At 62.5% G+C, this 24,730-nt stretch carries 20 protein-coding genes; 11 read left to right on the top strand and 9 right to left on the bottom strand.

Features of this window, described 5'->3' with window-relative positions:
* Positions 1 to 34: 34 nt before the first annotated feature.
* Together ACRTG1_RS06110 and ACRTG1_RS06105 are read right to left on the bottom strand one after the other, a co-directional pair.
* Entirely contained in the window at positions 35 to 586 is a 552-nt protein-coding gene (locus tag ACRTG1_RS06110) for a 3-hydroxyanthranilate 3,4-dioxygenase (RefSeq protein WP_206546953.1), read from the bottom strand.
* On the bottom strand, positions 583 to 2,889 hold the full coding sequence (locus ACRTG1_RS06105) for a xanthine dehydrogenase family protein molybdopterin-binding subunit (RefSeq protein ID WP_432515917.1): 2,307 nt from the start codon (positions 2,887 to 2,889) through the stop codon (positions 583 to 585). The genes ACRTG1_RS06110 and ACRTG1_RS06105 overlap by 4 nt, the downstream gene beginning before the upstream one ends.
* A 126-nt stretch (positions 2,890 to 3,015) precedes the next feature.
* Here ACRTG1_RS06105 and ACRTG1_RS06100 point away from each other — a divergent pair, with 126 nt between their 5' ends.
* Positions 3,016 to 3,927, top strand: coding sequence for a LysR family transcriptional regulator (locus ACRTG1_RS06100; protein ID WP_206546952.1), 912 nt, complete (start codon positions 3,016 to 3,018; stop codon positions 3,925 to 3,927).
* 15 nt (positions 3,928 to 3,942) lie between these two features.
* Here the strand turns inward: ACRTG1_RS06100 and ACRTG1_RS06095 are convergent, their stop codons facing one another.
* From ACRTG1_RS06095 to ACRTG1_RS06085, 3 genes are all read right to left on the bottom strand, one after another.
* The gene (locus ACRTG1_RS06095; RefSeq protein ID WP_432515916.1) at positions 3,943 to 4,842 is read right to left on the bottom strand and encodes an alpha/beta hydrolase; all 900 of its coding nucleotides are present in this window, start codon (positions 4,840 to 4,842) and stop codon (positions 3,943 to 3,945) included.
* 65 nt (positions 4,843 to 4,907) lie between these two features.
* Positions 4,908 to 6,038, bottom strand: a complete 1,131-nt coding sequence (locus ACRTG1_RS06090; protein ID WP_432515915.1) for a transporter substrate-binding domain-containing protein — start codon at positions 6,036 to 6,038, stop codon at positions 4,908 to 4,910.
* A gap of 30 nt (positions 6,039 to 6,068) precedes the next feature.
* Positions 6,069 to 7,160, bottom strand: a complete 1,092-nt coding sequence (locus ACRTG1_RS06085) for a calcium:proton antiporter (protein WP_206544609.1) — start codon at positions 7,158 to 7,160, stop codon at positions 6,069 to 6,071.
* A 545-nt stretch (positions 7,161 to 7,705) separates the two neighbouring features.
* On the opposite strand from ACRTG1_RS06085, the gene ACRTG1_RS06080 reads away from it, so the two are divergent.
* From ACRTG1_RS06080 to ACRTG1_RS06035, 10 genes are all read left to right on the top strand, one after another.
* The gene (locus ACRTG1_RS06080; protein ID WP_206546951.1) at positions 7,706 to 9,145 is read left to right on the top strand and encodes a TolC family protein; all 1,440 of its coding nucleotides are present in this window, start codon (positions 7,706 to 7,708) and stop codon (positions 9,143 to 9,145) included.
* A 50-nt stretch (positions 9,146 to 9,195) separates the two neighbouring features.
* A complete protein-coding gene (locus ACRTG1_RS06075; protein WP_432515914.1) occupies positions 9,196 to 10,653 on the top strand; it encodes an amidohydrolase family protein in 1,458 nt (485 codons plus the stop codon).
* Between the two features lie 2 nt (positions 10,654 to 10,655).
* Positions 10,656 to 11,471, top strand: coding sequence for a DUF481 domain-containing protein (locus ACRTG1_RS06070; protein ID WP_432515913.1), 816 nt, complete (start codon positions 10,656 to 10,658; stop codon positions 11,469 to 11,471).
* Positions 11,472 to 11,569: 98 nt separating this feature from the next.
* A complete protein-coding gene (locus ACRTG1_RS06065) occupies positions 11,570 to 11,866 on the top strand; it encodes a YtcA family lipoprotein (protein ID WP_222473794.1) in 297 nt (98 codons plus the stop codon).
* A gap of 3 nt (positions 11,867 to 11,869) precedes the next feature.
* Entirely contained in the window at positions 11,870 to 12,919 is a 1,050-nt protein-coding gene (mdtN, locus tag ACRTG1_RS06060) for a multidrug transporter subunit MdtN (RefSeq protein ID WP_299938637.1), read from the top strand.
* Positions 12,906 to 14,630, top strand: coding sequence for an FUSC family protein (locus ACRTG1_RS06055; RefSeq protein WP_432515912.1), 1,725 nt, complete (start codon positions 12,906 to 12,908; stop codon positions 14,628 to 14,630). Before mdtN ends, ACRTG1_RS06055 begins: the two co-directional genes overlap by 14 nt.
* A 166-nt stretch (positions 14,631 to 14,796) precedes the next feature.
* Positions 14,797 to 15,912 carry a linear amide C-N hydrolase gene (locus tag ACRTG1_RS06050; protein ID WP_113154162.1) on the top strand — a complete coding sequence of 372 codons (1,116 nt, stop codon included), beginning with the start codon at positions 14,797 to 14,799 and terminating at the stop codon, positions 15,910 to 15,912.
* Positions 15,913 to 16,038: 126 nt separating this feature from the next.
* Complete coding sequence (locus tag ACRTG1_RS06045) at positions 16,039 to 17,418, top strand: glutamate decarboxylase (protein WP_206544605.1); 1,380 nt, start codon at positions 16,039 to 16,041, stop codon at positions 17,416 to 17,418.
* A gap of 37 nt (positions 17,419 to 17,455) precedes the next feature.
* A complete protein-coding gene (locus ACRTG1_RS06040; RefSeq protein ID WP_432515911.1) occupies positions 17,456 to 18,334 on the top strand; it encodes a hypothetical protein in 879 nt (292 codons plus the stop codon).
* Between the two features lie 135 nt (positions 18,335 to 18,469).
* Positions 18,470 to 19,540: a siderophore-interacting protein gene (locus tag ACRTG1_RS06035; protein WP_432515910.1), complete on the top strand. Its 1,071-nt coding sequence runs from the start codon at positions 18,470 to 18,472 to the stop codon at positions 19,538 to 19,540.
* Positions 19,541 to 19,625: 85 nt separating this feature from the next.
* Here ACRTG1_RS06035 and ACRTG1_RS06030 read toward each other — a convergent pair whose 3' ends face one another.
* From ACRTG1_RS06030 to ACRTG1_RS06015, 4 genes are all read right to left on the bottom strand, one after another.
* A complete protein-coding gene (locus ACRTG1_RS06030; RefSeq protein ID WP_245447752.1) occupies positions 19,626 to 20,354 on the bottom strand; it encodes a histidine phosphatase family protein in 729 nt (242 codons plus the stop codon).
* Positions 20,347 to 21,471 (bottom strand): ABC transporter ATP-binding protein, encoded by a 1,125-nt coding sequence (locus ACRTG1_RS06025; RefSeq protein WP_432515909.1) that lies wholly within the window; start codon positions 21,469 to 21,471, stop codon positions 20,347 to 20,349. The genes ACRTG1_RS06030 and ACRTG1_RS06025 overlap by 8 nt, the downstream gene beginning before the upstream one ends.
* Position 21,472: 1 nt before the next feature.
* Positions 21,473 to 23,200 carry an ABC transporter permease gene (locus ACRTG1_RS06020; protein ID WP_113154157.1) on the bottom strand — a complete coding sequence of 576 codons (1,728 nt, stop codon included), beginning with the start codon at positions 23,198 to 23,200 and terminating at the stop codon, positions 21,473 to 21,475.
* 136 nt (positions 23,201 to 23,336) lie between these two features.
* A complete protein-coding gene (locus ACRTG1_RS06015; protein ID WP_206544600.1) occupies positions 23,337 to 24,692 on the bottom strand; it encodes an extracellular solute-binding protein in 1,356 nt (451 codons plus the stop codon).
* Positions 24,693 to 24,730 lie beyond the last annotated feature (38 nt).

Raw genomic sequence — 24,730 nt, 5'->3', positions numbered from 1 at the left:
TTTTCATTTTATCGTTTCCACTTTGCAGGAGAGGTTAGAGTTGAACCCAATTCGCAGGCGGCTCCTTGCCCGGATGAACCGTTCCGCAATTGGGACAGATGCGCGCCTTCTCGTCGGCGTAGAACGCCTCGTAGATGGGCGGCAGGTCACGCACGATGCTCTTGAGTGAAACCTCGACGCGTTTGACGAGCGCCTGGCATTCGAAGCAATACCACTCGAACGCGTCGCGTTCGTCGGGCTGGCGCTTGGGTTCTACGACCAGCCCGACAGAGCCTTCCTGCGGACGTTGGGGTGAATGACGCACATGCGGCGGCAGGAGAAAGATTTCCCCCTCGCGGATCGGCACGTCATGGAATTCGCCATTGTCGACGACCTTCAAAAGCATGTCGCCGCGCAGCTGGTAGAAAAACTCCTCCACCGGATCGTCATGATAGTCGGTGCGTTTGTTGGGGCCGCCAACGACCGTCACCATCATGTCTGCGTCTTCCCAGATCTGCTGGTTGCCCACCGGCGGGCGAAGAAGATGTTCGTGTTCGTCGATCCATTTTGAGAAACTGAAAGCCGACAGTCTTCTTTTCGTCGTCATGTCAAACTCCCGTTTTTCCGCTGCCGTGGATGCGCCTGCGCCCATTCTTGCTGCAGGGCGCGCCAGATTGTTTCGCTGGTTAATGGCATCTGCAGCTTGTGCGGACCGAACGGCGCGACCGCATCCGAGACCGCATTGAAGATCGCGGCTGGCGCCCCGATGCAGCCAGCCTCCCCCACGCCTTTCGCACCGAGTGCGTTGGCCGGAGAAACGGTCTCCAGTTTTGCGATATCGACGGCTGGGATGTCGATGGCGCGGGGCACGGCATAGTCCATCAGGGATCCCGTCAGAAGCTGGCCGTCATCGTCATAGACAATGCGCTCCATCAGCGCCTCACCAAGCCCCTGCGCCATGCCGCCGACCAGCTGGCCGCGCACAAGCATCGGATTGACGACGCGTCCGGCATCGTCCACCCAGGAGAGCTTCTCGAAGGTCGGCGCGCCGGTGCGCGGATTGATGGACACAAACGCGAGGCAACAACCGCTGCTCCACGCTTCGCCCTCGGCGTGGTAGACGACGGAACCGGTCAGGAGCGGCTTGAGGGCCGGACCGGGTGCTTCTCCCGCCACATGATCGGCCAGGGCATTCCAGCTTATCGATGCAGCGCCCACAACACCGGCCGAAATGCCCTCGCGGGTGAAAAGCAGGATTTCCGGATCGCACTGGAAAAGCCCGGCGGCGATCTCCGTCAACTGGCCCCGTAACATCTCGCAGGCGCGAACGACTGCGCTGCCGCCGATGGCCGTGCCCCGGCTCGCCAGCGCGCCGATGCCGCCGGAAAGATCGTCGGTATCGCCCTGCCGGACGGCGATGCGATCGGGCGAGACCTGAAGCATGTCGGCCGCGATCTGGGCGAAGGCCGTCTCGCGTCCCTGCCCCTGCGCGCTCGCCCCGGTCAGGACCTGAAACATCCCGTTGCGGCAGAAATTCACATCCGCGCTTTCCCAGCCCTGCCCGCAGGGTTCGATGTAGAGCGCCAGACCGAGACCGACGACTTCACCGGCAGCCCGCCGTTCGTCACGCTGCGCAAGCAGGGCCTCATAGCCTGCATGGCTGCGCATCCTGTCGAGGAGCTGTCCGTAATCGCCGGAATCGAGCGTCTGGCCGGTCGGCGTCGTATAAGGAAAGGAGTTTGCGTCGATCACGTTTCTGCGGCGCAGTTCCAGCGGATCGATTTTCAGCCGTTTTGCCGCAGCATCCATCAGGCGCTCCAGCAGCATTGCCGCCTCGGGACGGCCTGCACCCCGGTAGATGCCAACGGCGGCGCGGTTGGCGCGATAGCCCTTCAGGTCGATGTCCATTGCCTGAACCCGGTAGGGGCCGGGAAGGATGCGGCTCGCATTGCGACCGGGAATGGCGGCGCTGTAGGGCATCCAGTGACCAAGCTGAAACGCCAGCCGCGCCCGGAGCCCGAGCAGAACGCCATCTGCGGACAAGGCCAGTTCGCCCTCGCTGCGCGCGCCGCGCCCCTGCGTCGCGGCGAGCAATTCCTCACCACGGGTGGCGCACCATTTGACCGGTGCCTTCAGATGCCGCGCTGCCCAGGCGACGACCACATCTTCCGGATAGATCGACGACTTCCCGCCGAACGCACCGCCAACATCCGGCGCGACAACGCGCACCTGCGCCAGAGGCAGATCGAGAATGCGCGCAAGATCCTCACGCACCCGGAAAGGTGTCTGCGTCGAAGCCCAGACGGTCAGCGTGTTCCGGGACCAGTCGGCAAGCGTTGCGCGCGGCTCGAGCGCGGTCGGAGCCACCAGCGCGTGTTCCACCGACACAGTGACAATGTGCGCCGCCTGCTCAAAGGCCGCGTCCACATCGCCATCGGTGTGGTGGTGTGCGTAGATCTCGGCTTCTGCCGCTGCACTGCCGCCCTCCGACGGCTCCACATCCAGAAACACGCTCTGGGCGGCGTCACGGGCAGCGGAAAGGGACGTTGCGATGATGGCGGCAACAGCCTGACCTGTCGCCTCGACAACACCCTTTGCCAGTGGACGCAGCGGGCGCGCGCCCATATCCGCCAGCACCAGATTAATCGCTGATGCGCCCAGATCACCAAGGTCGTCAGCGGTCAGAACGGCGACAACGCCTTCCGCCCGCCGGGCCGCTTCAACATCCAGCGCGACGATCTCGCCGCATGGATAGGGGCTGCGGACAAATTCCAGGAAAAGACAGCCCTCGGGCAGGAGATCGTCGACATATTGGCCGCCACCACGCACAAGGCGCATATCCTCGACACGCAGAAGGCTGCGGCCAAGCCATGCATCTTTTCGTGCGGAGGTGTTCTCGCCGATATCCAAACTCTGCTCCCCATCGCGATCCTTGGTGGATCGTCGTTCGTTGGCGAGAAGCAAACATGGAATTCATCTATATGACCATCTGGATTTATCGTATTAATTTATCAGTTTTCATTATAAGAACGCCATATGAAGGTCACCATCAGACAGATCGAAAGCTTTCTTGCCGTTGCCAATGAGGGAAGCTTCTCCGCCGCAGCACGACGCCTCGGCTCGGCGCAGCCCGCACTATCCCAGGCCGTTCGGGATCTGGAGCTGGAGCTTGGCGTGCGCCTGTTTGACAGAACGACCCGGCGCGTGGAGCTGACGAGCGCGGGACGCGAGTTCATGGGCGCGTCTGGCAAGGTTCTGGAAGATCTGGATCACGCCGTGCAGAACGCGCGCGATCTTGCCGATCGCAAGCGGGGCCGCATCCGCATCGCCGCACCGCCACTGCTGGCGGCAGTCGTGTTGCCGCAGGCGATTGCCGAGTTTCAGGCGCAGCATCCCGGCATCAGGCTGGAGCTGGTCGATGTGGGCACCGAGCAGATCGTGGAAAGTGTGCTCAATGGCCAGGCCGAGTGTGGGCTTGGCACATTTCCGCCGGGCGAGACGGGCATCGAGCGGACCGTTTTGATGCGGGACAATCTGATGCTTTTTTGCGCCTATGACAGTCCCTTCACCGGAAAATCGACTGTGGAATGGGCTGATCTGGATGGGCAGCCCCTGATCACGCTGACACGCGACAGCGGCATTCGACTGCTGGTCGAGGTCGGTTTCGAGACCGTGCGCCTCCCGCTGAAACCGGCCTTTGAGGTTTCGCTGGTGACAACGGCTCTGGCACTGGTGGAGGCCGGGCTCGGCGTTGCCGTTCTGCCCACCTATGCGCTCGCTTCAGCGCAGCATCACAAGGTGACCGGCAAGATACTCACCAATCCCAGCATCGCCCGCGAAGTGGTTCTGATCCACGCCAGCGGCCGCTCCGTCGCGCCGGCAACAGCCGCCTTTGCAAGCGTGGTGCGGCGCATGGCGCAAAGGCTCACACCGCGCGAGCAGAGCTAGGGTCGGGATCTAGGGTCAGGACCGCTCCGGGCTGCCTTCGATCATCGCAACGAGCGCCCTGGCGAGATCGGTATCCGCATCGGCCAGATCGGAGATCACGTCGAAATGGTGGCGGTCCGGGACTTCCATCAGCGTGGAGGTCAGTCCCGCTGCCGACCACATTTCATGATAGGCGCGCGACTGCCGGCGAAAACCCGCCGGCTCGCCTTCTGCATAGGCGACGATGATGGGCGGGCCGCTCGCGGGAATGTTCTCGGCAGGGCTGAGGTCAGCCACTTCCTGCGGTGTGAGCGACATCCATTCCTGCACAAAAGACCGTGCGATGGGGGCCAGGTGGAACAGCCCGCTCACCGGCATCGCAGCCTTGATCACATTTGTCGGAACGCCGAATTCCTCATGCCAGCCGGCCGAGAGCAGTGCGCCCGTCAGATGACCGCCTGCCGAGCTGCCGCCCACGAAGATGCGTTCGGGATCGACGCCGTGGACCTTTCCCTCCCGCCACAGAAACGCCAGCGCCGCACGAACCTGACGCACGATTTCGCTCAGGCTCACGGCCGGGGCAAGTGTGTAATCGAGGACGGCAGTGGCGATGCCCTTTTGCGCAAGCATCGACGCCATGAAGCCTGAATCCTGCTTGGAAAGCGCGCGCCAGTAGCCGCCATGCACAAAAAGGAAGACGGGCCGCGCCTCGCCCTCACGCACGCCGAAAATATCGAGGGTCTCGCCGCTGGTCTGGTCGTAAACCACGTCGCGCAGACCACCGAGCGGGGCGCAGGCCTCCTCCGACAGCCGACGATAGCGCGCCATCTCGTCGGCGAATGCCTGCTCAGACACGGATGCCCGCGCATTATAGTCGACATCGAGAACGTCCTTCGGCAGCGCTTCCTCGCCGGCGAACGGGCTTGTCGTCATCATGTGTCTGACCTTTCGTGATTGAGCCCGAGGCAGGCGAGGCTGCCTGCCCGCATATGGCTACCCCTTCAGGGATTGCTCCCGAAATACTGCACCGCAAGCTCGCGGATCGTCCCGTCCTCCCGGGCCCCGATCACCTCGACGGTGAGCGGCTTGCGCAGCGGGCTCTGCGGCGGCAGGCCGAAGCCGTATTTGTCGGGATTGAAAACCGCGCCGACAACCGAGAAAGGCGCTGCCGGGTGATTGTTGGCGAAATACTCCAGCACCGGCTTGTCGCCGATGATCGCATCCACATGCCCCCTGAGCAGAGCGTCGGCGGAGCGGGAGATATTCGGGAACGGCACCACGGCCAGTCCCGCAGCCTGTGCGAATTCCTCGGCCGTGCTCCCGTCCGTAACCGCGATAACGCGGCCACCGAGATCGGCAACGCTGTGAATTTCGCCACGCAGGGACAGGGTGGTCATCACGCTGGTTACCGAAGAGGTCACGAATGCGACGACGATCACACCGAAGACGAGCCACAGGCCCTGCCAGACACGCCCGAACCAGCCAAACAGGTTCTTGCGCGCAGGCGGCTTGCCCGAGGTGGCAATCGTCATGACAGAGTAAAAGCTCTCCGCCAGCCCGTCGCGCCAGCGTTTGGGAAATGATGTGTCGAAATGCCGGTCAAAGAGCGTGTAGCCAAACGTGGCGGCGAGAACGACGAAACCAAGCCATGCATAGGCTGTGAGGAAGCCTGAATCCCGCAGGCCCCGCAGCAGGTCCCACAAGCCGTTCGAACCACTGTCATTGACCATGATGCGCAGACCGGAATCGAACCATGGCTGCGTGAATTCGATGCGTTCGGCGCGCGTCTCGGTGATCGTGAGATTGGTGACGGCGACATCCAACTCGCCTGCGGCCGTTGCATTGACCATCTCGCTTACCGTGTCGAACGGCACGTAACGATATTCCAGCTCCAGTTCTTTGGCCAGATACTCCCAGAGATCGATGGCCATGCCGGAGAAGCGCCCTTCCTCTTCGGAAACGAAGGGCGGGCTTTCGTGAACCCCGACGATCAAAGGCTCGTCCTGTGCGGCGGCGGGTGCCGCGACACCCAGGGTCATGGCGCAGATGACAGCCAGCGCCAGACGCTGAAACCAGATGGCGGTAAAGCGAAGAAGGCCGCGATTACGAGGTGGCGTTTGCTGGTTCGTCATGGTGGCGTGCACGGAAAATCAGGGGGAAAATCAGGGAAGGATCGAGATGGTGATAAAGGCGGCGAAGATCACCAGGTGAATGCCGCCCTGCATGATCGTGGTTCGCCCGGTCGCCAACGACAGCGTGCTGGTGAAGAGCGTCAGCACGAGAAGCACCATGTGCTCGGACGCCAGACCGAGGATCAGCGTCTTGCCCTGAAAAACCGAAATCAACGCAACGGTCGGAATGGTCAGACAGAGGCTGGCGAGCGCCGAACCGAGCGCCAGATTGAGGCTGGTCTGGAGACGGTTCTGTGCAGCCGCGCGGATGGACGCAATGCCTTCGGGCATGAGCACCATCAGGGCGATGACCACGCCAACCAGTGCGTCGGGCAGGCCGGCCTGTTCGATCTTCTCCCCCACGGGATCGGCCAGGATTTCCGCGAGCATGACAACGGCGACAAGCGACACAGGCAGCGCCAGAAGCGAGGATATGAGCATACGGCGCGGCGGAGGCTCATGCGCATGATCGTGCCCATGTCCCTGGGGCTCTCCTATATCGAGAAAGTCGTCGCGATGGCTGAACATCTGGACGAACAGGAACAGCGCATAAAGGCTGAGCGAAACGACGGCGACGAAGATAAGCTGTGCCGGCGCATAAACCGGCCCCGGCTCGCCGACCGTGAAGTTCGGCAGCACAAGACCGAGCACGGCCAGCGTGCCCAGAACGCCCAGAGCCGCCGTGGCGCTGCGCCCCTGAAAGCCCTGCTCGTGATAGCGAATGCCGCCGACCAGCAGGCAGACGCCGACAATGCCGTTCAACACGATCATGATGGCTGCAAAAACGGTATCGCGGGCCACCGGGCTGTCGCCCGCGGGATCAGCCAGAAGAACGGACACGATCAGCGACACTTCGATAATCGTCACGGCGAGCGCCAGAAGGATCGAACCGAAGGGCTGGCCAACCCGATGGGCAATCACCTCGGCATGATGGACTGCGGAAAAAACCGACAGAAACAGAAACGGCGCAGCGAGGAGTAACAGAAAAACTGAAGTCGTTTCACCGGCCTGATGTTCGATGAAGAACGATAAGCCAAGTGCCACAATGGGCGCTGCGAGTGTCCAGGCTGGATTACGAATCATTTCGCCAATCTTCCAAGCAATAAATATCGAAGCGTATGTGAGGGGCCTGACGCCAAACGGTTAGCCATATTACGATTATGCGCATCGAAGCATTATCCTGTGCCCTGCGGGAATGAAACCCGCGCATTTTTTAAAGCTGTTCACAGGAAACATGGTTCTTCGGGCTGTTCATTCGAATTCGGCCTGTTTTTTCGCAAGTTTTCAGCGAATCCAGCACATGGCCACCCCATGGCCACGTATTTTGCGAGCGCCGCCAAACGACTAAACGCGTGAGAAGAAGTAAAATGGCGGTCTTGACCTTGCCTTCCAGAAACGAAAGAACTCCAATAGATGCTATTGGCGCCGACACGTTTTTTGCAGGAACGCTGTAATCTTGGTGTCGAATTGGTGACCTAAGTCTGGAAGCAAGTGCAGCGCGACCGCTGCGGGTTTGAGTAGCAATGGGGCGTTGTGTGTCGCGAACAACAAGAGTCACTGTTTCCCGTCTCCCCAGGCTTGCCCTGCTACTGGCCCTGAGCGCCTTACCGGCAGCCTGTGTATCCGAGATGTCCGAGCTGACCTCACCCGCGCCCGACCAGGCGTGGAATGCTGAAGGCAAGAGCGGCGACTATTCTGTGCCGGCAAATATGGAGGCGGCTTCCCCCATCTCCAGCGCCGACCAACGTTCTCCCGCATCGTCCACCCCGCAGATCCGCAGGGACCACGCCTACACGCTGCCCGAGCTGATCGACATGGGGCAGCGGCTGAACCCTGCGACGCGCGTTGCATGGGAGCAGGCGCGGCAGGCGGCCACCGCCGTGGGCATGGTCGAGGCCACCTTCCTGCCCGTCATCACGGCCAACATCATCGCCGGTCAGCAGGAGGTGACAACGCCGATCCCCACGCTGACAGGCGGCACAGCCTATCTCGACACGACCGTCAGCGGCGCGGTTCCGAGCGTCACCCTGCAATGGCTGATCTTCGATTTCGGCGAACGACAGGCATGGCGCGACGCCGCCAAGCAGAACGCCTATGCAGCCAGCGTGAGTTTCAACGGCACGCATCAGGCGCTGATCTACAACATCACGCGCGCCTATTATCAGTATGGCGCGGCCAGCAGGAACCTGCAGATCGCGCGGCAGACGCTGACCAACAGCCGGCGTCTGCAGGATGCCGCCAACACACGCTACAAGAACGGTGTCGGCACCACGATCGAAACCGCACAGGCGAAACAGATCGTCGCCCAGTCCGGTTTCCGCCTCGTGCAGGCCGAAGACACGGCGCGCGATTCCTATCAGGATCTGCTTGGCGCAGTTGGCCTCTCGCCCCACACCAACATCAAGATTGCCAGCGATGCGGCGCGTCGTCTGCCGCGTCCGCGCGCCCTGCCGACAGAGGAACTGGTCAGGACCGCGCTCGCCCGCCGGCCCGACGTTCTGGCAAGCTACGCAGCGGTGAAAGCCAGCGAGGCCAATGCCCGCGCCGCCGACGCCGCCTTCATGCCAAAAGTCTATCTCGGCGCGATGGCAGCCGCGAACAACGGCCGCATTCAGGCCGGCAGCCTGCCGGGCCTCGGGCTTCAGAACACCTCGACCGGCATCGTCGTCGGCGCTTCGGTGCCGATCTATGATGGCGGCCTGCGCGCCAACCAGCGCCGTCAGGCGCAGTCGGTAACGAGGGCGGCCATCGCCACCCATGAGCAGGTACGCACCGCAGCCATCCGCGAGATTGTCGTCGCCTCCGACACGCTGCGCTCGGCGCTCGCTTCGCACAACGCTGCGAGCGAACTCGTCAATGCGGCCGGCGTCACCTACAACGCGTCGTTCGAGGCCTTCAAGAACGGGCTCGTGCCGATCACCGATGTGACGACGGCGGAGACCGGGCTTCTGGACGCGCGACAGGCGCAGGCCGACGCCCATGCCGCCTCGCTGATCGCGGCCTCCACGCTCGCCTTCTCGCTCGGGAACATGACCTCCAAGAACGCACCGTCACAGGCGGTTCGCTAGTTCCGGTCATTGTTGCGCCGGAACACAATCCATTCGCCCAGGAGAATATGATGCGGCTTCGTTTGGGAAAGAAATACGGGCACCTGGTTCACGGCCTGAACTGTGCCTGCCACAGTCCTGAAGCGCTCAGCCTTTTTCAGCGTGTCGACAAGGGTCTGTCGCGCCGCTCGGTCCTGCGCGGCATCGCGGCAACACTGGCCGCGCCCGCTCTTGGCGTTGCCTCGCCAAGCTTCGCGCAGCCGGCTCCAAAGCCGATCCTGCTCAAGAATGTGCGTATTTTCGATGGCCGTTCGGCGCAGCTCATCGATGGCAAGGCCATCCTGATCGAAGGCGCGCGCATCGCAGCCCTGCCGGCGCAGGACGACACCGTGAGCGATGCCGAAATCATCGATTGCGGCGGACGCACGATCATGCCCGGCATGATCGACGCGCACTGGCACACAATGCTTGCCGGCATTTCCCAGATGACCGCGATGACAGCGCAGGTGCCCTATGTGCATCTCGTTGCGGCCGAAGAGGCGGAGCGCACCGTCATGCGCGGCTTCACCTCGGTTCGCGATGCGGGCGGCCCCTCCTTCTCCGTCAAGCGTGCGATTGATGAAAGCCGCATCCCCGGCCCGCGCATCTATCCGTGCGGCGCCATGGTGTCGCAGACTTCGGGCCATGGCGACTTCCGCCCGCTCTACGAGCTGCCGCGTTCGCCCCAGACCAATCTGAGCCATGCGGAAGAAGCCGGCATTTCGGCGATCGCCGATGGCGTGCCGGAAGTTCTGCGCCGGGTGCGCGAACAGCTCATGCTCGGAGCGAGCCAGATCAAGATCATGGCGGGCGGCGGCGTTGCCTCCGCTTACGATCCGCTCGACAGCCTTCAGTTCACCGAGGAAGAAATCCGCATGGCCGTGACGGCCGCTGAAGACTGGGGCACCTATGTGTGCGCCCATGTCTACACCTCGAATGGCATCAAGCGCGCCCTGGCCGGCGGCGTCCGCTCCATCGAGCACGGGCAGCTTGCCGATGAAGAGGCAGCGCGCCAGATGGCCGACATGGGCGCGTGGTGGTCCATTCAGCCATTCCTCGCCGATGAAGATTCCAACATGTATCCCAATCCACTGCAGCGCGAGCAGCAGAAGCTGATTGCCGAAGGCACGGTGCGCGCCGTGGAGCTGGGCAAGAAGTTCGACGTCAAGATGGCGCTGGGCACCGACATCCTGTTCAACCCGCAGGCGACCGCCAGCCAGGGCAAGCAGCTGACCAAGTTCGCCCGCTGGTATGACAATGCCGACGTTCTGCGGATGCTGACGAGCGGCAATGCCGACCTGCTGGCGATGTCGGGACCGCGCAACCCCTATTCCGGCAAGCTCGGCGTCGTTGAAGCCGACGCCTTTGCCGATCTTCTACTGCTCGACGGCAATCCGCTGGAAAACATCGACCTGATCGCTGATCCCGAGACCAGCATGAAGCTGATCATCAAGGATGGCCGCATCCAGAAAAATACATTGGGAGCATAGGAATGCGTGCATCACTGGCTGTTCTGGCTGCCGCCACCCTTACAGCGACTGCACTTGGCGCGAAGGCCTCGGACCTTCCTGCTCCCGCACAGAACGAGGGCGAAACCGAGCGCCCGTGGGTGCTGCAGATCACGCCCTATGTGTGGGGCACGGGCCTCAGCGGCGATGTATCGCCGTTTCGCCGCGGCCCGACAATCGGCATCAAGAAGAGCTTCTCCGATGTGATTGAGGATCTCGACTTCGCCGGCTTCGTGAATGTCTGGGGCCGGTATGAGCGCTTCGTGTTTTCAGCCGATATGCTCTACGTCTCGACCACGGACAGCAAGGTCGTCCACGGCACGATCCCGCGCCCGCCCCTCTCCGTGCGGCTTGATGCATCGATCGACACCAGGCAGTTCACCTCGACGCTGCAGGCCGGCTACCGCGTGATCGAAACGCCTGACTTCACATTCGACGTGCTCGGCGGCGTGCGCTTCTGGCACATCTCGAATGATGTCGATCTGGACGTCCAGGTCGCCGGCCAGAAGCGCAGGATCAGCTATGGCGAGGATTTCGGCTGGGTCGATCCGGTCATCGGCGCGCGCGCGTTTCTGCGCATGACGGAGAAGCTCTCGCTTCAGGCACAGGCCGATGTCGGCGGGTTTGGCGGTGGATCGAACTCCACCTGGTCGGTTCTGGCCACGGCGAATTACACGATGACGGATCACCTGTCCGTGTCAGCCGGCTACAAATATCTCGACATCAATTACGAAGATGACGGGCACGTGTTCGACACGACCATGAGCGGGCCGGTTATCGGTCTTACCTATCGCTTCTGACCAATCGGCATAACGGTTTCGGGCATGCATGGCCCAAAACCGCCCGCAACCAGCAGCGTCGTCCGGAGCGACGACCGACAGACGAAAAGGAGGTTACCGTGCGAAGACAATCCAGCCCCCGCACCGGTGGCCGTTTCAGGTTCCTCTTGCCGCTGGCCACGCTTCTGGCCGCCAGTGCGCCCGCTCATGCGGCAGCGCCCTCGGTGCCCATGTTCGGCAGTTTTTTCCCTTACTGGCTGCTCAGCCTTTTTGCCGGCGTCATTCTGACGGTCGTTCTGCGGCTGGTTTTCGTCCTGATCGGTCTCGATGACATCCTGCGCTGGCGTGTCCCTGTCTATATGAGCATGGCTCTGGGGCTCACCTTCATCATCTCTTTCCTGGCATTTGGGCGCTAGAAAATGAAGCACTCCCCTTCCCGTCGCGTTCTCGCCGTCCTCGGTGGTGCAATCAGTCTGGCGATCATCGCCGGCGCAGGCGCGCTCGCCTATCGCAGCCATCTGGAGACACAGGCCAATCCGCTATCCGACGATGCATCGCTCGATGCCGAAACGGTGAGCATCGCCGCCGGCGTTGCCGGGCGCATCAAGGCCCTGCATGTGAGCGAAAACGCCATGGTCCGCGAGGGCGACATTCTTGTCGAGCTGGACGATTCCGCATACCGGATGGCCGTGGAGCAGACCCGTGCGGATCTGGAGATCGCAACGGCGGCCGCCCACGACCAGACACGCAACATCCAGGCCGAGCGCGCCAATGCACAGATCGCCGCCGAGCAGGTTGCGCGCGCCACGGCCAATCTCGAACTGGCGACCCAGACGCTCGACCGCCTGCTTCCGATGCAGTCCAAGGGCTATGTCTCCGCGCAGCAGATCGATGACGCCAGGACCGTCAAGCGCGATGCGGAAGTCAGCCTGAACGAGGCGCTGCGTCAGCAGGAAGCCGCCGAGGCGCTGGTGGGCGATGAGGAAGGCGTCGAAGCGATGATCCGCGCCCGTCAGGCCGCCCTCGCCATCGCCGAGCATGAGCTGGCCGGCACGGTGATCCGCGCGCCCGCCGACGGACGCGTGGTCGATCTGACGGTCGGCAAGGGCGGATATGTGCTGCCGGCGCAGTCCATGTTCACCCTGATCAAGACCGATGCGTGGTTTGCCTCCGCCGCCTATGTCGAAACCGTTCTCCCCGGCATTTCCGTTGGCGACTGCGCCACGGTCTACGCGCTTGCCGACCGCAAGCGGGCAATCAAGGGCACGGTGGAGAGCATCGGCTGGGGCGTTTCGTCAAAGGATTTCATCACCCTGCCGGTGGGCCTGCCGATCGTGCCGAAGTCGCTCGACTGGGTGCGCGTTCAGCAGCGCTTTCCGGTGCGCATCCGGCTGGTCGATCCCCCGGAAGATCTCATGAGAGTGGGCGCATCCGCCGTTTCGGTGATCCACCGCGATGACTCCTGCTAGCTCACCCCTTTCGCGCCTGCTCAGCCAGGCCTGGGCCGACCTGCAGCCTTTTGCCGGCCGCTTCGGGCTGACCTGGCGGGTCGCGCTTCTGTGCGCGATCGTCACCGCTGCGGCGATGATGTTCAAGATTCCGGAAGCGTCGATCAGCTGCTACCTGATCATCTTCCTGATGAAGGAAGACGCCGTTCAGAACTGCCTGATGGGTTTCGGCCTGATCCTGCTGGCCACGCTGGTGGTCGTGCTCATGATCCCGGTGATCAATCTGAGCATCGACAGCCCGGCCATGCGGCTGGCGATCATGTTCGGCGTCTCCTATGTCTTCCTGTTTTTGAGCTCGACCACACCGCTCGGAGAGCAGGCCGCCATTGTCGGCCTCATCGTCGCTTTCATCATGACGCTGGTGACGGATGTGCCGATTGGCCAGATCGGCAATCAGGGGCTTCTCGCGGCCTGGAAAATGGCCTGCATGCCCATGGCCCTGATGATCCTGTTCAATCTGGTCCTCGGCATTCCCGCACAGACACTGGTGCGCAACAGGATCGTGCGACGCCTGCGCGCCAGCGCCGACGTGCTGGAGAACCCGGAAGCGGGAGAAGAACTGCAGGAGCTGCTGGCCGAAGGCAACGACCTTTCCCTGCAGCAGATGCTGACGGTGAAGCTGCTTCACCTGATCTCCAAAGAGAAATCGACATGGCTGAACGGCGCTGTCGAGACCAGCTATCGCGTCATGCTTGCGTCGCTCGCACCTGCGGGCAGCATTGCCCCGGAACGCGCCCGCGCACTGGCAGGTGAACTCCGGCAGGCTGCCGATGAGATCGCCTCGGGCAACATCCCGGCTGCCCCTGCGCCCGAAGACGCGACCGATGACAGCACCGCCGCACGCAAACTGTCCGAGGCGCTTGCAGCGCTTTCACAACTCGATGGCGGCGCGTCGCCGAAGCCCGCCCCGCAGCGGCTTCTGTCGGCTGACGCCTTCACCAACCCCGATCACCAGCGCTATGCGCTGAAAACCTCGCTGGCCGCGATCATCTGTTACCTGATCTACACGGGCATTCAGTGGGACGGCATCCACACGGCCCTGATCACCTGTTATGTGGCCGCGCTCGGCACGACGGGTGAGACCGTGCGCAAGCTCACGCTGCGCATCGTGGGCTGCCTCATCGGCGCTGCCATGGGCGTTGGCGCACTCCTGTTCATCATGCCCCACCTCACCAGCATTGGCGGGCTGATGATCCTCGTCTTCGCCGGCACGCTGGTGGGCGCGTGGGTCTCCTCCGGGAACGAGCGCATCTCCTATAGCGGCGTCCAGATCGCCCTCGCCTTCCTGCTGACCACGCTGAACGGATTTGGCCCCAGCTTCGAGTTTTCGCAGGCTGGCGACAGGATCATGGGCATTTTCGTCGGCATCTTCGTGATCTACGTCATTTTCACGCAGTTCTGGCCGAAAAGCGTCGTCAACGAGGTGCGCGACACGCTCGACCGCGTCAGTGGCGATCTCAAATCTCTGGCTGGCGAAACCAAGGATCGGCGCGACAGCGATCTGGCGATTTCCATGCGTGCCTTTGGCGATCTGGAACACGCTGACGAGATGCTGGACATGGCCTATTTCGAGCCCCGCAGCGAGCGCGCGCCCAATGAGCAGCTTGATGGGTATCGCGTGACGCTGGAGGAAATGCGCAGCCGGCTCTGTGGCCTTCAGGCCAGGGCATGAAGCCGTGCTCCAGAGACCGAAACAGCGTGGTTAACAAAGAGTTCAAAGCTCAGATTGGAGAAGATTACAAATTTGTAATCGCAAACACCGAACTCATGTCACGTTAATGGACAAGTATTGTTCGTCAGCTTAGTGTTTCCCTGAATCGCATTGAGGAATATCGTATATGTGCACATCTCTTATTTACCGCGACGTCTCCGACAACGTTTATTTCGGGCGGACACTGGAGCTTACGACCGACCTGCCATACCAGGTCGTCTATTTCCCGGCCGGTGTTCCGTTTTCCTCAGAAAGTGAAGGTCACCCGGCCCTCAAGTTTACAGGTAAATACGGATTTGTCGCCGTAACCATGCCCGGCCGCCTGCCGACGGCAGAGGCCCCGCTGGGCTTTCAGGATCTCAAGCCGCTGGAAGGCATGAACGAAAACGGGCTGACCTTCAGCCTCCTCTCCTACCCCGCTGCCGGTGGCGCCCAGAAGGCCGTCGCTGCAACGCAGGCCGTGCTTTCGGCCACGGATCTGGGTTCGTGGGCGCTCAGCCAGTTCGCCACTGTGGCCGAGGTCAAACAGGCCCTCGGCGAGCAGCCGGTGCTTCTGGAAGCGCTGGCGCTTCTGGGGGGCGTTGAATCGCCGTTCCACTACGTCGTTCACGACGCATCGGGCGCCTGCCTGGTGATCGAGTTCAACAAGGGTGAGATGAAGCTCTATGACAACCCCGTCGGCGTGATGACCAACGGGCCGGAGTTCAGCTGGCACCTGACCAATCTCGACAATTACACGTTCCTCAGCAATGTCGACAAGACGAGCGCGACCTTCGGAAGCTACAAGGCGGTGCAGCCGGATTCAGGGATCGCCACGGCCGGTCTTCCCGCCTCAAACACCTCGGTGGGACGCTTTGTCCGGGCCGCCTACTACGCCCAGTACACCGAGAAGGCGAAGACCGCCGATCAGGCCGTGCAGACGCTGGCGCATGTCATGAACAATTTCGACCGCCCGCGCGGCGTGACCATTGACTATCCGAGCGAGGATGGCGGCCATCTGGAGGTCGCAGGCCTCTCAAATTCGAGCAGCGAAGCCTATGCGACGGAGTTCACCTGCTGGACGAACCTGTCGGATCTGGCCCGCCGCCGCTTCTACCTGCGCACCTATCGCAGCCTGAACTACACCTGCTTCGACCTCAATGAACTGGCTGGTTCGAAAGAGGTCTTCGTGCTGCAGATGGACAAGTTCGACGGTCTTTCCGCAGACGCGACCGACCTTCTCAAGCAGGCCAAGGCCGCCTGATCACGAAACGACGTCATGCGGCCGGCAAGACGCTTGCCGCCGCATGACGCTCCTCCCTGCCCCAACCGAATTCGATAACCGACGGGCTGGTGCAACACCCCCGTCCGCCACGCGATGGAGAGCCCCATGAGCAAACATCGAAACGACAATCTGGACGAAGTCTACGGCGCCGGCGATCTGGCGCAGGCGCTGCCCAAGTCGCAGTTCCCCGGCACCGAGCGCGATGCGCGCCATGTCTATTCCGCCCTGCGCGACGAGCTGATGCTTGATGGCAATGCGCGCCAGAACCTGGCCACCTTCTGTCAGACCTGGGAAGAGCCGGAAATCCATCAGCTGATGGATGACTGCATCGACAAGAACATGATCGACAAGGACGAGTATCCGCAGACCGCGGAGATCGAAATGCGATGCGTGCGCATGCTTGCCGATCTCTGGCACGCGCCGGAAGGCCCTGCCACCGGCTGCTCCACCACCGGTTCGAGCGAGGCTGCCATGCTCGGTGGTCTGGCCATGAAGCGCCGCTGGGAAGCCAAACGCAAGGCCGAAGGCAAGCCCACCGACAAGCCCAACATCATCACCGGCCCGGTGCAGATCTGCTGGCACAAATTCACCCGCTACTGGGACATCGAGCACCGCGAGATTCCCATGGAGAACGGCCGCCTGCTGATGACGCCCGAAGAGGTGCTGAAGCTGTGCGACGAGAACACGATCGGCGTCGTGCCGACGCTCGGCGTCACCTTCACCGGCGAGTACGAGCCGGTCAAGGCTGTCAGCGACGCGCTCGACAAGCTGCAGGCCGAAACCGGCCTCGACATTCCGATCCATGTCGACGGCGCAAGCGGCGGCTTCCTCGCTCCGTTCTGCGCACCGGAGCTGGAATGGGACTTCCGCCTGCCGCGCGTTCGCTCCATCAATGCGTCGGGCCACAAATTCGGCCTCTCGCCGCTGGGTGTGGGCTGGGTCATGTGGCGCGAAGAAGCCGACCTGCCAGAAGAGATGATCTTCTGGGTCAATTATCTCGGCGGCAACATGCGCGACATCGCCCTGAACTTCTCGCGTCCGGGCGGCCAGATCGTCTGCCAGTACTACAACTTCCTGCGTCTTGGCCGTGAAGGCTACGCCAAGGTTCACAACGCCTGCTACAAGAGCGCCAAGTATCTGGCTGACGAGATCGCCAAGCTGGGCCCGTTCGAGATCGTGTTCGACGGCGACAAAGCGCGCGGCATTCCGGCCGTGTCCTGGAAGATCAAAGACGGCACGGAGCCGGGCTTCACCCTGTTCGATCTGGCGGACCGTCTGCGCGTGCGCGGCTGGCAGGTGCCGGCCTACACGCTGCCGGCCAATTGCCAGGACCATGCGGTGCAGCGCATTCTCGTGCGCAACGGCGTGAGCCTCGACCTCTGCTCGCTCCTGATCGAGGACATGAAGGCCGCGCTCGAGCATCTCGAAGCGCACCCGAAGAAGACGCCGCTCGGCAGCGAAGACTTCTCCGGTTTCCACCATTGAGCGCGGCCGCACGGCTGCCCTCCAACCGGGACACGCGATGAGCACGCTGTCTGATACCGAGAACAAGGGGGCCACGCACGCTCGTGGCCCCTGGCCTTTCATCACCCTGCGGAGCTTCGTGCTGCACGGCCAGCACATCGTTCTGAAATCGCGTGAGCGGCGCAAGGGGCTGATCCGCTTCCTGCAGCACGATGATGCGCCTGCCTGGCGGCAACCCGCCTACAATTGGTGGATGGGTCTCATCTTCGCCTGTGGCGCTTCGCTTTTCATGCTCGGCGCGGCGCTCTCCCTCGTGCATACCTCGCTGGCGAACTGGCAGATCGGCCTCGTCTTCTTTCTGGGGTCCATCCCCTTCACCACCGCTGCCTTCATGCAGAACCTGCAGGCCGCAAATGCGCCCGACGACGCCCCTCCGAAGGCAAGCGCGGCTCCACGGCCCTTCCGGGTGATCGGCTGGCGGCCGGGCAATCTGGGCTGGCTGAGCACGATCACGCAGTTCGTCGGCACCATTGCCTTCAACTTCAACACGCTCGACGCCATCCATCCGCTGCCGGGCTGGTATGCGCAGGATCTGACCATCTGGCTGCCCGGCATTGTCGGCTCCATCCTGTTCATGATCTCAGGCTATCTGGCCTTCATGGAAATCAGCCATGGCTACTGGTCATACAGCTCGCGCGACATCGACTGGTGGATCGCCTTTTCCAACCTGTTGGGCTGCATCTTTTTTCTGACGGCCGGCGTTTTGGCCTTTGTGCCCAGAGGGCCTGAACCGGGCTGGATCGCGGATGTCGCCAACATCCATCTGTTCCTTGGAGCCACGGGCTTTCTGGTGGGCGCAGTGCTGATGATGCGTGAAAGCAGGCAGGTCGAAACAATCGACAACGCCCGCAAAACCGCTTCACAGGCGACAACATAGTTTTCCGGATGGGCGCAGAACGCCCGTCCATGGATGCCCCGCCTCAGGCAAAAGCCCTGCAGCGTCGATTGCAACAATCATAAATTAGACTATAAGACTCAAGTTTAATTTCAACGGTTGCAGCAGGGTGCATTCATGACGATGCCAGGTTCTTTTCGCGCGCAGTTGCGTCTCCCGCAGATGGCCGGTTCGCGATTAACGGATGCGCTGATCAAGGGCATGGGCGCAGAGCCTCTCGAAGAGACGGCGCAAGGCACGCGGCTCGCGCACACATTCGGCCGCATCGCCGTCGAGACGCAGGCATCGGGCCTTGATATCAGCCTCGATGCGGATGACCGTACGTCGCTTGCCTATCTGCAGCTCAGCATCAGCCACCGCCTGCAATCGCTCGAAAAGGGCATTGAGCTTCCATGGGACAGCGACAACAGGCCCGGCATGCTGCTCCCCTATTTCCGCAAGATGCAGGTGGTCTCCACGCAGGACCTCACGCCCTCCATGCGGCGTGTCCGGCTTGCCGGTGATGATCTGGAACGGTTCTCCCGCAACGGGCTTCACATGCGGCTTCTGTTTCCGCCCGCCGGCAGCGCCTCCCCTTCATGGCCGCAGATCGGCAGGAATGGCGACGCCGTCTGGCCCGACGATGAAAACCGCCCGGTCGCGCGCGTCTATACGATCCGCACGATTGACGTGGCCGCCGGGCTGATCGACGTGGACATGGTTCTCCATGAGGGTGACGCCTATCCCGGCGCAGGCTGGGCGGCGCGTGCAAAGCCGGGCCACATCGTCGGCATGACGGGACCGGGCGGCGGCGAAGCCCCGCACACCGCCACGCTGGTGCTTCTGGGCGATGAAACCGCCCTGCCCGCCATCGGCCGCATTCTGGAAGGACTGCCGAAGGAGACGAACGCCATCGTGCGCATCGAGATCGCCAGTGAGGAGGAGAAGCAGCTGCTTTCCACCCGCGCGGCGCTCGATCTGGAATGGCTCGTGCGCGGCAATGCAGAGGCTGGAACGACGACGCTTCTGGTAGAGGCGGCAAAAGCTCTGGATCTCAAGGGAGACGACCCCGATCTCTTCGTCTGGGCTGGATGCGAGTTCTCCGCCTTCAAATCCATCCGCAGTCATCTGCGCAAGGAGCTGCGGCTGCCCAACCGGCAGCATCTGGTCGTGTCCTACTGGCGGCGCGGCGTGGCCGGCGTTCACTAGGGGCAGGAAAGTGGGAACCGGTTTTCCGTCCCCGGACACGCGATTGCGCACCGGGCCGGATTTCAATCCGGCCCGGCTTCAAGGCTCAGATTTCCACCGTGCGGCCGGAACCGCCGACGCCGAAAGCCTGTAGCAGCGCCGTCGGCGGTGCGACTTCCCGCTCACTGCCCGACTGAAGCAGGAAAGCTGTGGTCTGCGGCTCGCGATAGGCTTCCGTCGCCGCGCGCGATGCGCCCGTGCACAGGGCGCGGATGGCGCGAAAGCATCCGCTATGGGTGACGACCACATGCGCCTGATGACGGTCGAGCCCATCGAGCCAGCCTTCAATCCGCGCGAAAAGCTCATCCTTGCTTTCGCCGCCGGGCACCCGATAGCCCCATGGATCGGCTGCATGCTGTCTGAATTCCTCGGGCCGGTCGGTCTCCACGTCACTGAGCGTGTTTCCTTCCCAGGCGCCATAGGCGCGCTCGGCGATGTCGGGCGCTTCGATGAAACGGTCAAAGCCGATCTGCCAGCAATCCGCCAGAATGGACGCCGTCTGCCGGGCGCGGCCCAATGGGCTGACCCAGAAGCACACATCCCCGGGCAGGGTTCGCATATGCGCATCGACCGTTGCAGCGACGGCAAGACACTGCCGCATGCCATTGAGCGTCAGGGGCGCGTCCCTGCGCCCCTGCAATCGCCCCTGCCGGTTCCACTGGGTCTCCCCGTGCCGGATGAGCAGGATGGGCGGATAAAGGCCGGGCTCCCGGCCCGACGCCTCACATGCGTCACCGGCATGCCCCGCTTCACGGGCAAGCATCTCGTCAGTCATGGATCAGAACGCCCTCCTGATGGCGCACGTCGAGACTGACCGCCTCACCGGCCTGCCGCCGCCCGCTGCCACGGTTATGGACTTCGTCCACGAGGAGCGTCTGGCCGGAGACCTCGACCGCATAGCGGATCATGCCGCCAAGGAACTCGGCCGATTGAACCGTGCCGGTGAGGCTCCCGTTCCCATTCTGCGCAAACGAAATGCTCTGCGGCCGCAGAACGAGCTTGCCGGCGCCGGCCCTCGCATCCCCCGCACAGGGGATGGCGATACCGGACGGCAGCACGAATGCGTTTCCGTCCGTCCGCTGTTCCACCGCGCCTTCCAGCACATTGGCCGTGCCGAGGAATTTTGCCACGAAGGCATTGGCCGGCGTGTCGTACACCTCGTCGGGCCGCCCCACCTGCTGCACGACGCCATCGGCCATGACCGCGATGCGATCGCAGATCGTGTTGGCCTCCTCCTGATCGTGCGTGACGAAGATGGTCGTGATGCCGAGCCGCCTTTGCAGTTTCAGGAGATCCTGCCGCATCTGTACGCGCAAATTCGCATCCAGATTGGAAAGCGGCTCGTCGAGCAACAGAACACGCGGCTCCACGACGATGGTGCGGGCAAGCGCAACACGCTGCTGCTGGCCGCCGGAAAGCTGCGAGGGATAACGCTCGGCATACTGGCTCATGCCGACCATCTCCAGCGCCGCACTGACGCGCTTTGCAGTCTCCGCCTTCGGCACACGGCGTTCATCGAGCCCGAAGGCCACGTTGCGCGCGACCGTCATGTGGGGCCAGAGCGCGTAGCTCTGGAACACCATGCCGACATTGCGCTTCCACGGCGCGGTGCCGACAACATCCTGCCCGCCAAGCAGGATCTGCCCTTTGGGCGTCGGTCCGAAACCGGCAATCGCGCGCAGCAATGTGGACTTGCCGGAGCCCGAGGGACCGAGGAAGGCGAAGAACTCGCCGGGCTCGATCTTCAGGTCGATGCCTTTAAGCACCTCCGTCCTGCCGAAGGAAAGCGAGACGTTGCGAATGTCGATCTCGACCGGCTCCACCCGGCCTGCGCCTTTGTCTGCGGTTTCAGCGGGGCCGTCGCCCGTCATGGATTTCATGGGCATGTTCATCTCAATGTCCTCCCCCTGGGGCGCTGGCTGCAGCCTGGTTGCGGCGGGCGTTCTCGACCAGACGATGCGACAGGTAGGTCGCCAGCCCGACGATCACGACCGCCATGATGCCCAGCGCTGCGCCGGGGCCGCGGCCTGCCGCCGATTGCATGAAAAGATAAAGTCCGTAGGCCAGCGGCGCGTCTTTCTCGCTGGAGACCAGCATGATCGTCGCCGAAAGCTCCACTGCTGCGGTTGCGAAACTGGTCACGAAACCGGCCACCAGACCGCTCACCATGAGCGGCACGACGACGCGCCGGACCGTGCGCAGTTTCGATGCGCCGAGGTTCTCGGCCGCTTCTTCGAGTGCCGGTGAAATCTGCTGCAACGCGGCGGTGCATGAGCGCAGCGCATAGGGCAGACGCCGGACCGCGAGCGCGATCACGATGATGCCCCACCAGGTTGCCAGAGGCTGACCGGTGAGCGGCATCTCCACACCGTAATAGACACGCAGATAGCCAATACCCAGCACCACGCCGGGAACGGCGAGTGCGGAGACCGCCATATAGTCCAGCCATTTGCGCCCGATGATGTTTGTGCGCAGTACCAGATAGGCGATGGCCGTGCCGATGATGATGTCGATCAGGCCCGCGAGCCCGGCATAGAGAAGCGTGTTCTGGATGAAGCCCCAGGCCGAAGTGAGCGCTGTCTCATAGTGCGCGAGCGTGAACCCGTCGGGCAGGACGCCGAACGACCAGACCGTGCCGAAGGACAGAAGCAGGAGCCCCAGATGCGGCGCAAGCACCAGCGCCAGGATCAACAGAACGACGATGTAGCAGAGCACCGCCTCGCGCCGCGTCAGATCGCGCCTGGAAAGTCCGCCACCGCCCTTCTGCGTGGTCGAATAATCCTTGCCGCGCATGCCGAGGAACGACACCCACATGGCGAAGATCGAGAACACGATCAGGATGCACGAGATCACGTAGCCCATCGGATCGGAGATGCCGACCGAGGAGATGCGCAGATAGGCCTGCGGGGCGAGCATGGTGTTGACGTTGAGCAGAAGCGGCGTGCCCAGATCGTCGAACACCTTGACGAAGACCAGCGATGCGCCGGCGATATAGCCGGGCATGGCCAGCGGGAACACGATGCGCCGGAACATGCGCACGCCGCTGGAGCCAAGCATCTGGGCCGCTTCTTCCATGGAGCGGTCGATGTTGCGCAGGCTGGCCGAAAGATTGATCAGGATGAACGGGAAATAGTGCAGGCTCTGCACGAAAATGACGCCGTTCAGCCCCTTCATGAAGGGGATCGTTATGCCGAAATATTCACGCAAAAGCAGGTTCACGCTGCCATTCGCGCCAAACAGAAGCTGCATTGCCACCGCGCCGATGAAGGGCGGCATGATGAGCGGCACGAAGGCCAGCGTCTGGATGATGACCGAGCCGGAGAAGTTGAACCGCGTTGTGAAATAGGCCAGCGGCAGAGCGATCGCGGATGCGATGACCACCGACATGCCCGCCACATAGACGGAATTGTAGAAAGACTGGCGAAACAGCGTGCTGGCGAAAAAGTCCTGGAAATTCACCAGGGTGAACGCGCCGCTGGAGGGATCCTGAAAGGCGACCTGGATGACTTTCAGAACCGGGACAACCAGAAATGCGCCGAGAAACAGGACGACGATGCCAGCCGCCAGATAGGGTCCGACAGACACGTTGAGCGCCGGCCGCCGAAGGGCTGCAGTGGGCATGGAAATGCTCCGTGGGAACAGGAAATCTTGAATGGCCAAACCGGCCCTGGAGCATCGGACCGGGAACCGGTCGCGGCCCGATGCTCAATCAATGGATCAGATCGTTCCTTGAGCGTCCGGATGGACGCCTGACGACCTAAAGCAGAGACTTGGCCTTCTCGGCCAGTTCAGTGGCCTTGCGGTAGTTCTCGACCACCATGGCGTCCCACTGCTGCTCGATCTCGGCCTGACGGCCTTCGACCTTGGTGTCGGCCTCTTTGCGCTTCACCGTGAAGATCGCATTGAAGTCCGGATCGGCGGCTTCTTCAGCGGAGACCGGAAGCGCGTTGATCAGGGCCTTTGCTTCCTCGATCAGCTTGGCGGCCTCGGCATTGCCGGAGCCGGCTTCGGCGAGCGCAGTGTCCGCCGCCTGCACGGCAGCCGTGGCGTTGCGCAGATCATCAAGCCGGTAGGTGATCATCACGTCGAACAGCGAATTGATCACATTGTAGCGCTGCTCCGACACGTCGCTGTCGAAGTTCACCTTGGTTTCGATCGAACCGTCGAACGGGTTGGGCAGACCTTCCGGCGCGCCCGCATAGGCGTTCTTGTTCACCGGCAGACGCATGATCTTCGGATCGAAGAGCAGTGCCTGGCCCTTTTCCGACAGAAGGAAGTCGATGAACTTCTGCGCCGGCCCCTCATTGGGCGCATTGGCGACAACGCCGATATTGGCGGGCACCAGCGCCGTCACGCTCGGATAATGGAACTCGACCGGGAAGCCGGAGGCCTTGGACGAGAACCCGAAGAAGTCGATCACGATGCCGACGCCGAAGGAACCGCTGTTGACGCCGTCCGGCACGCCGAAGCTGCGCTCGGTGATCGTCTTTGCATTGCCAGAAATCGCCTTCAGCGTCTTCCAGCCTTCCTCCCAGCCTTCACCCTGAAGAATGGTCTCGATGGTCAGATGCGTGGTGCCGGAACGCGACGGCGAGGAAATGCCGACATGGCCGTGATAGACCGGCTTTTCGAGGTCGTCCCATTCCTTCGGCGCGGGCAGTTCGTAGGCGTCCATGTAGCGGGTGTTCCACATAAAGCCGTAGCCCGAGAGGGCGAAGCCCAGATACTGGCCGTCCGGATCGTTGATCGGATAGCCGTTGAGATCGGCCGGGATGCCATCGACCTCTTTGGAGTAGCTGCCGAGAAGCTCTTCGCCCTTCAGCACTTCGAACGCATCCGGCGCGGAAGCCCAGAAAATGTCGGACTGGTTGTTCTGCGCCGTCTCGATCAGATATTTCACGCCCGAAGACGTGCTCTTGTTCACCACCTCAACGGCAATCGAGGGGTTCTCCTTCATGAAGGCGGTCTTGAAAACATCCGTCAGATCGGAGGGAAAGGACGTTACGATGACGAGCTTGTCGTCGGCCGCATAAAGCGGCGACGCCGCCAGCAAGGCCGCTGCTGCGACCCCCAGTCCCAGCGTGCGATACGGCTTGCGTTTGATGTCAGGCATAAAATTCCTCCCAGAAATATACCGCGATCTTTTTCATC

This window comes from Nitratireductor sp. PBL-C9 (genome assembly GCF_050877045.1).
GTDB classification, from domain to species: domain Bacteria; phylum Pseudomonadota; class Alphaproteobacteria; order Rhizobiales; family Rhizobiaceae; genus Nitratireductor; species Nitratireductor aquimarinus.
This window is presented reverse-complemented; position numbering and strand designations above follow the sequence as displayed.

Excerpts from the sequence above, each read along its gene's own strand:
- ACRTG1_RS06040 (WP_432515911.1), top strand. The coding sequence starts at position 17,456 with ATGAGCACGCTGTCTGATACCGAGAACAAGGGGGCCACGCACGCTCGT.
- ACRTG1_RS06050 (WP_113154162.1), top strand. The coding sequence starts at position 14,797 with ATGTGCACATCTCTTATTTACCGCGACGTCTCCGACAACGTTTATTTC.
- ACRTG1_RS06075 (WP_432515914.1), top strand. The coding sequence starts at position 9,196 with ATGCGGCTTCGTTTGGGAAAGAAATACGGGCACCTGGTTCACGGCCTG.
- ACRTG1_RS06080 (WP_206546951.1), top strand. The coding sequence starts at position 7,706 with ATGTCCGAGCTGACCTCACCCGCGCCCGACCAGGCGTGGAATGCTGAA.
- mdtN (WP_299938637.1), top strand. The coding sequence starts at position 11,870 with ATGAAGCACTCCCCTTCCCGTCGCGTTCTCGCCGTCCTCGGTGGTGCA.
- ACRTG1_RS06095 (WP_432515916.1), bottom strand. The coding sequence starts at position 4,842 with ATGATGACGACAAGCCCGTTCGCCGGCGAGGAAGCGCTGCCGAAGGAC.
- ACRTG1_RS06015 (WP_206544600.1), bottom strand. The coding sequence starts at position 24,692 with ATGCCTGACATCAAACGCAAGCCGTATCGCACGCTGGGACTGGGGGTC.
- ACRTG1_RS06100 (WP_206546952.1), top strand. The coding sequence starts at position 3,016 with ATGAAGGTCACCATCAGACAGATCGAAAGCTTTCTTGCCGTTGCCAAT.
- ACRTG1_RS06085 (WP_206544609.1), bottom strand. The coding sequence starts at position 7,160 with ATGATTCGTAATCCAGCCTGGACACTCGCAGCGCCCATTGTGGCACTT.
- ACRTG1_RS06110 (WP_206546953.1), bottom strand. The coding sequence starts at position 586 with ATGACGACGAAAAGAAGACTGTCGGCTTTCAGTTTCTCAAAATGGATC.
- ACRTG1_RS06025 (WP_432515909.1), bottom strand. The coding sequence starts at position 21,471 with ATGAACATGCCCATGAAATCCATGACGGGCGACGGCCCCGCTGAAACC.
- ACRTG1_RS06045 (WP_206544605.1), top strand. The coding sequence starts at position 16,039 with ATGAGCAAACATCGAAACGACAATCTGGACGAAGTCTACGGCGCCGGC.
- ACRTG1_RS06035 (WP_432515910.1), top strand. The coding sequence starts at position 18,470 with ATGACGATGCCAGGTTCTTTTCGCGCGCAGTTGCGTCTCCCGCAGATG.
- ACRTG1_RS06090 (WP_432515915.1), bottom strand. The coding sequence starts at position 6,038 with ATGACGAACCAGCAAACGCCACCTCGTAATCGCGGCCTTCTTCGCTTT.
- ACRTG1_RS06055 (WP_432515912.1), top strand. The coding sequence starts at position 12,906 with ATGACTCCTGCTAGCTCACCCCTTTCGCGCCTGCTCAGCCAGGCCTGG.
- ACRTG1_RS06030 (WP_245447752.1), bottom strand. The coding sequence starts at position 20,354 with ATGACTGACGAGATGCTTGCCCGTGAAGCGGGGCATGCCGGTGACGCA.
- ACRTG1_RS06070 (WP_432515913.1), top strand. The coding sequence starts at position 10,656 with ATGCGTGCATCACTGGCTGTTCTGGCTGCCGCCACCCTTACAGCGACT.
- ACRTG1_RS06020 (WP_113154157.1), bottom strand. The coding sequence starts at position 23,200 with ATGCCCACTGCAGCCCTTCGGCGGCCGGCGCTCAACGTGTCTGTCGGA.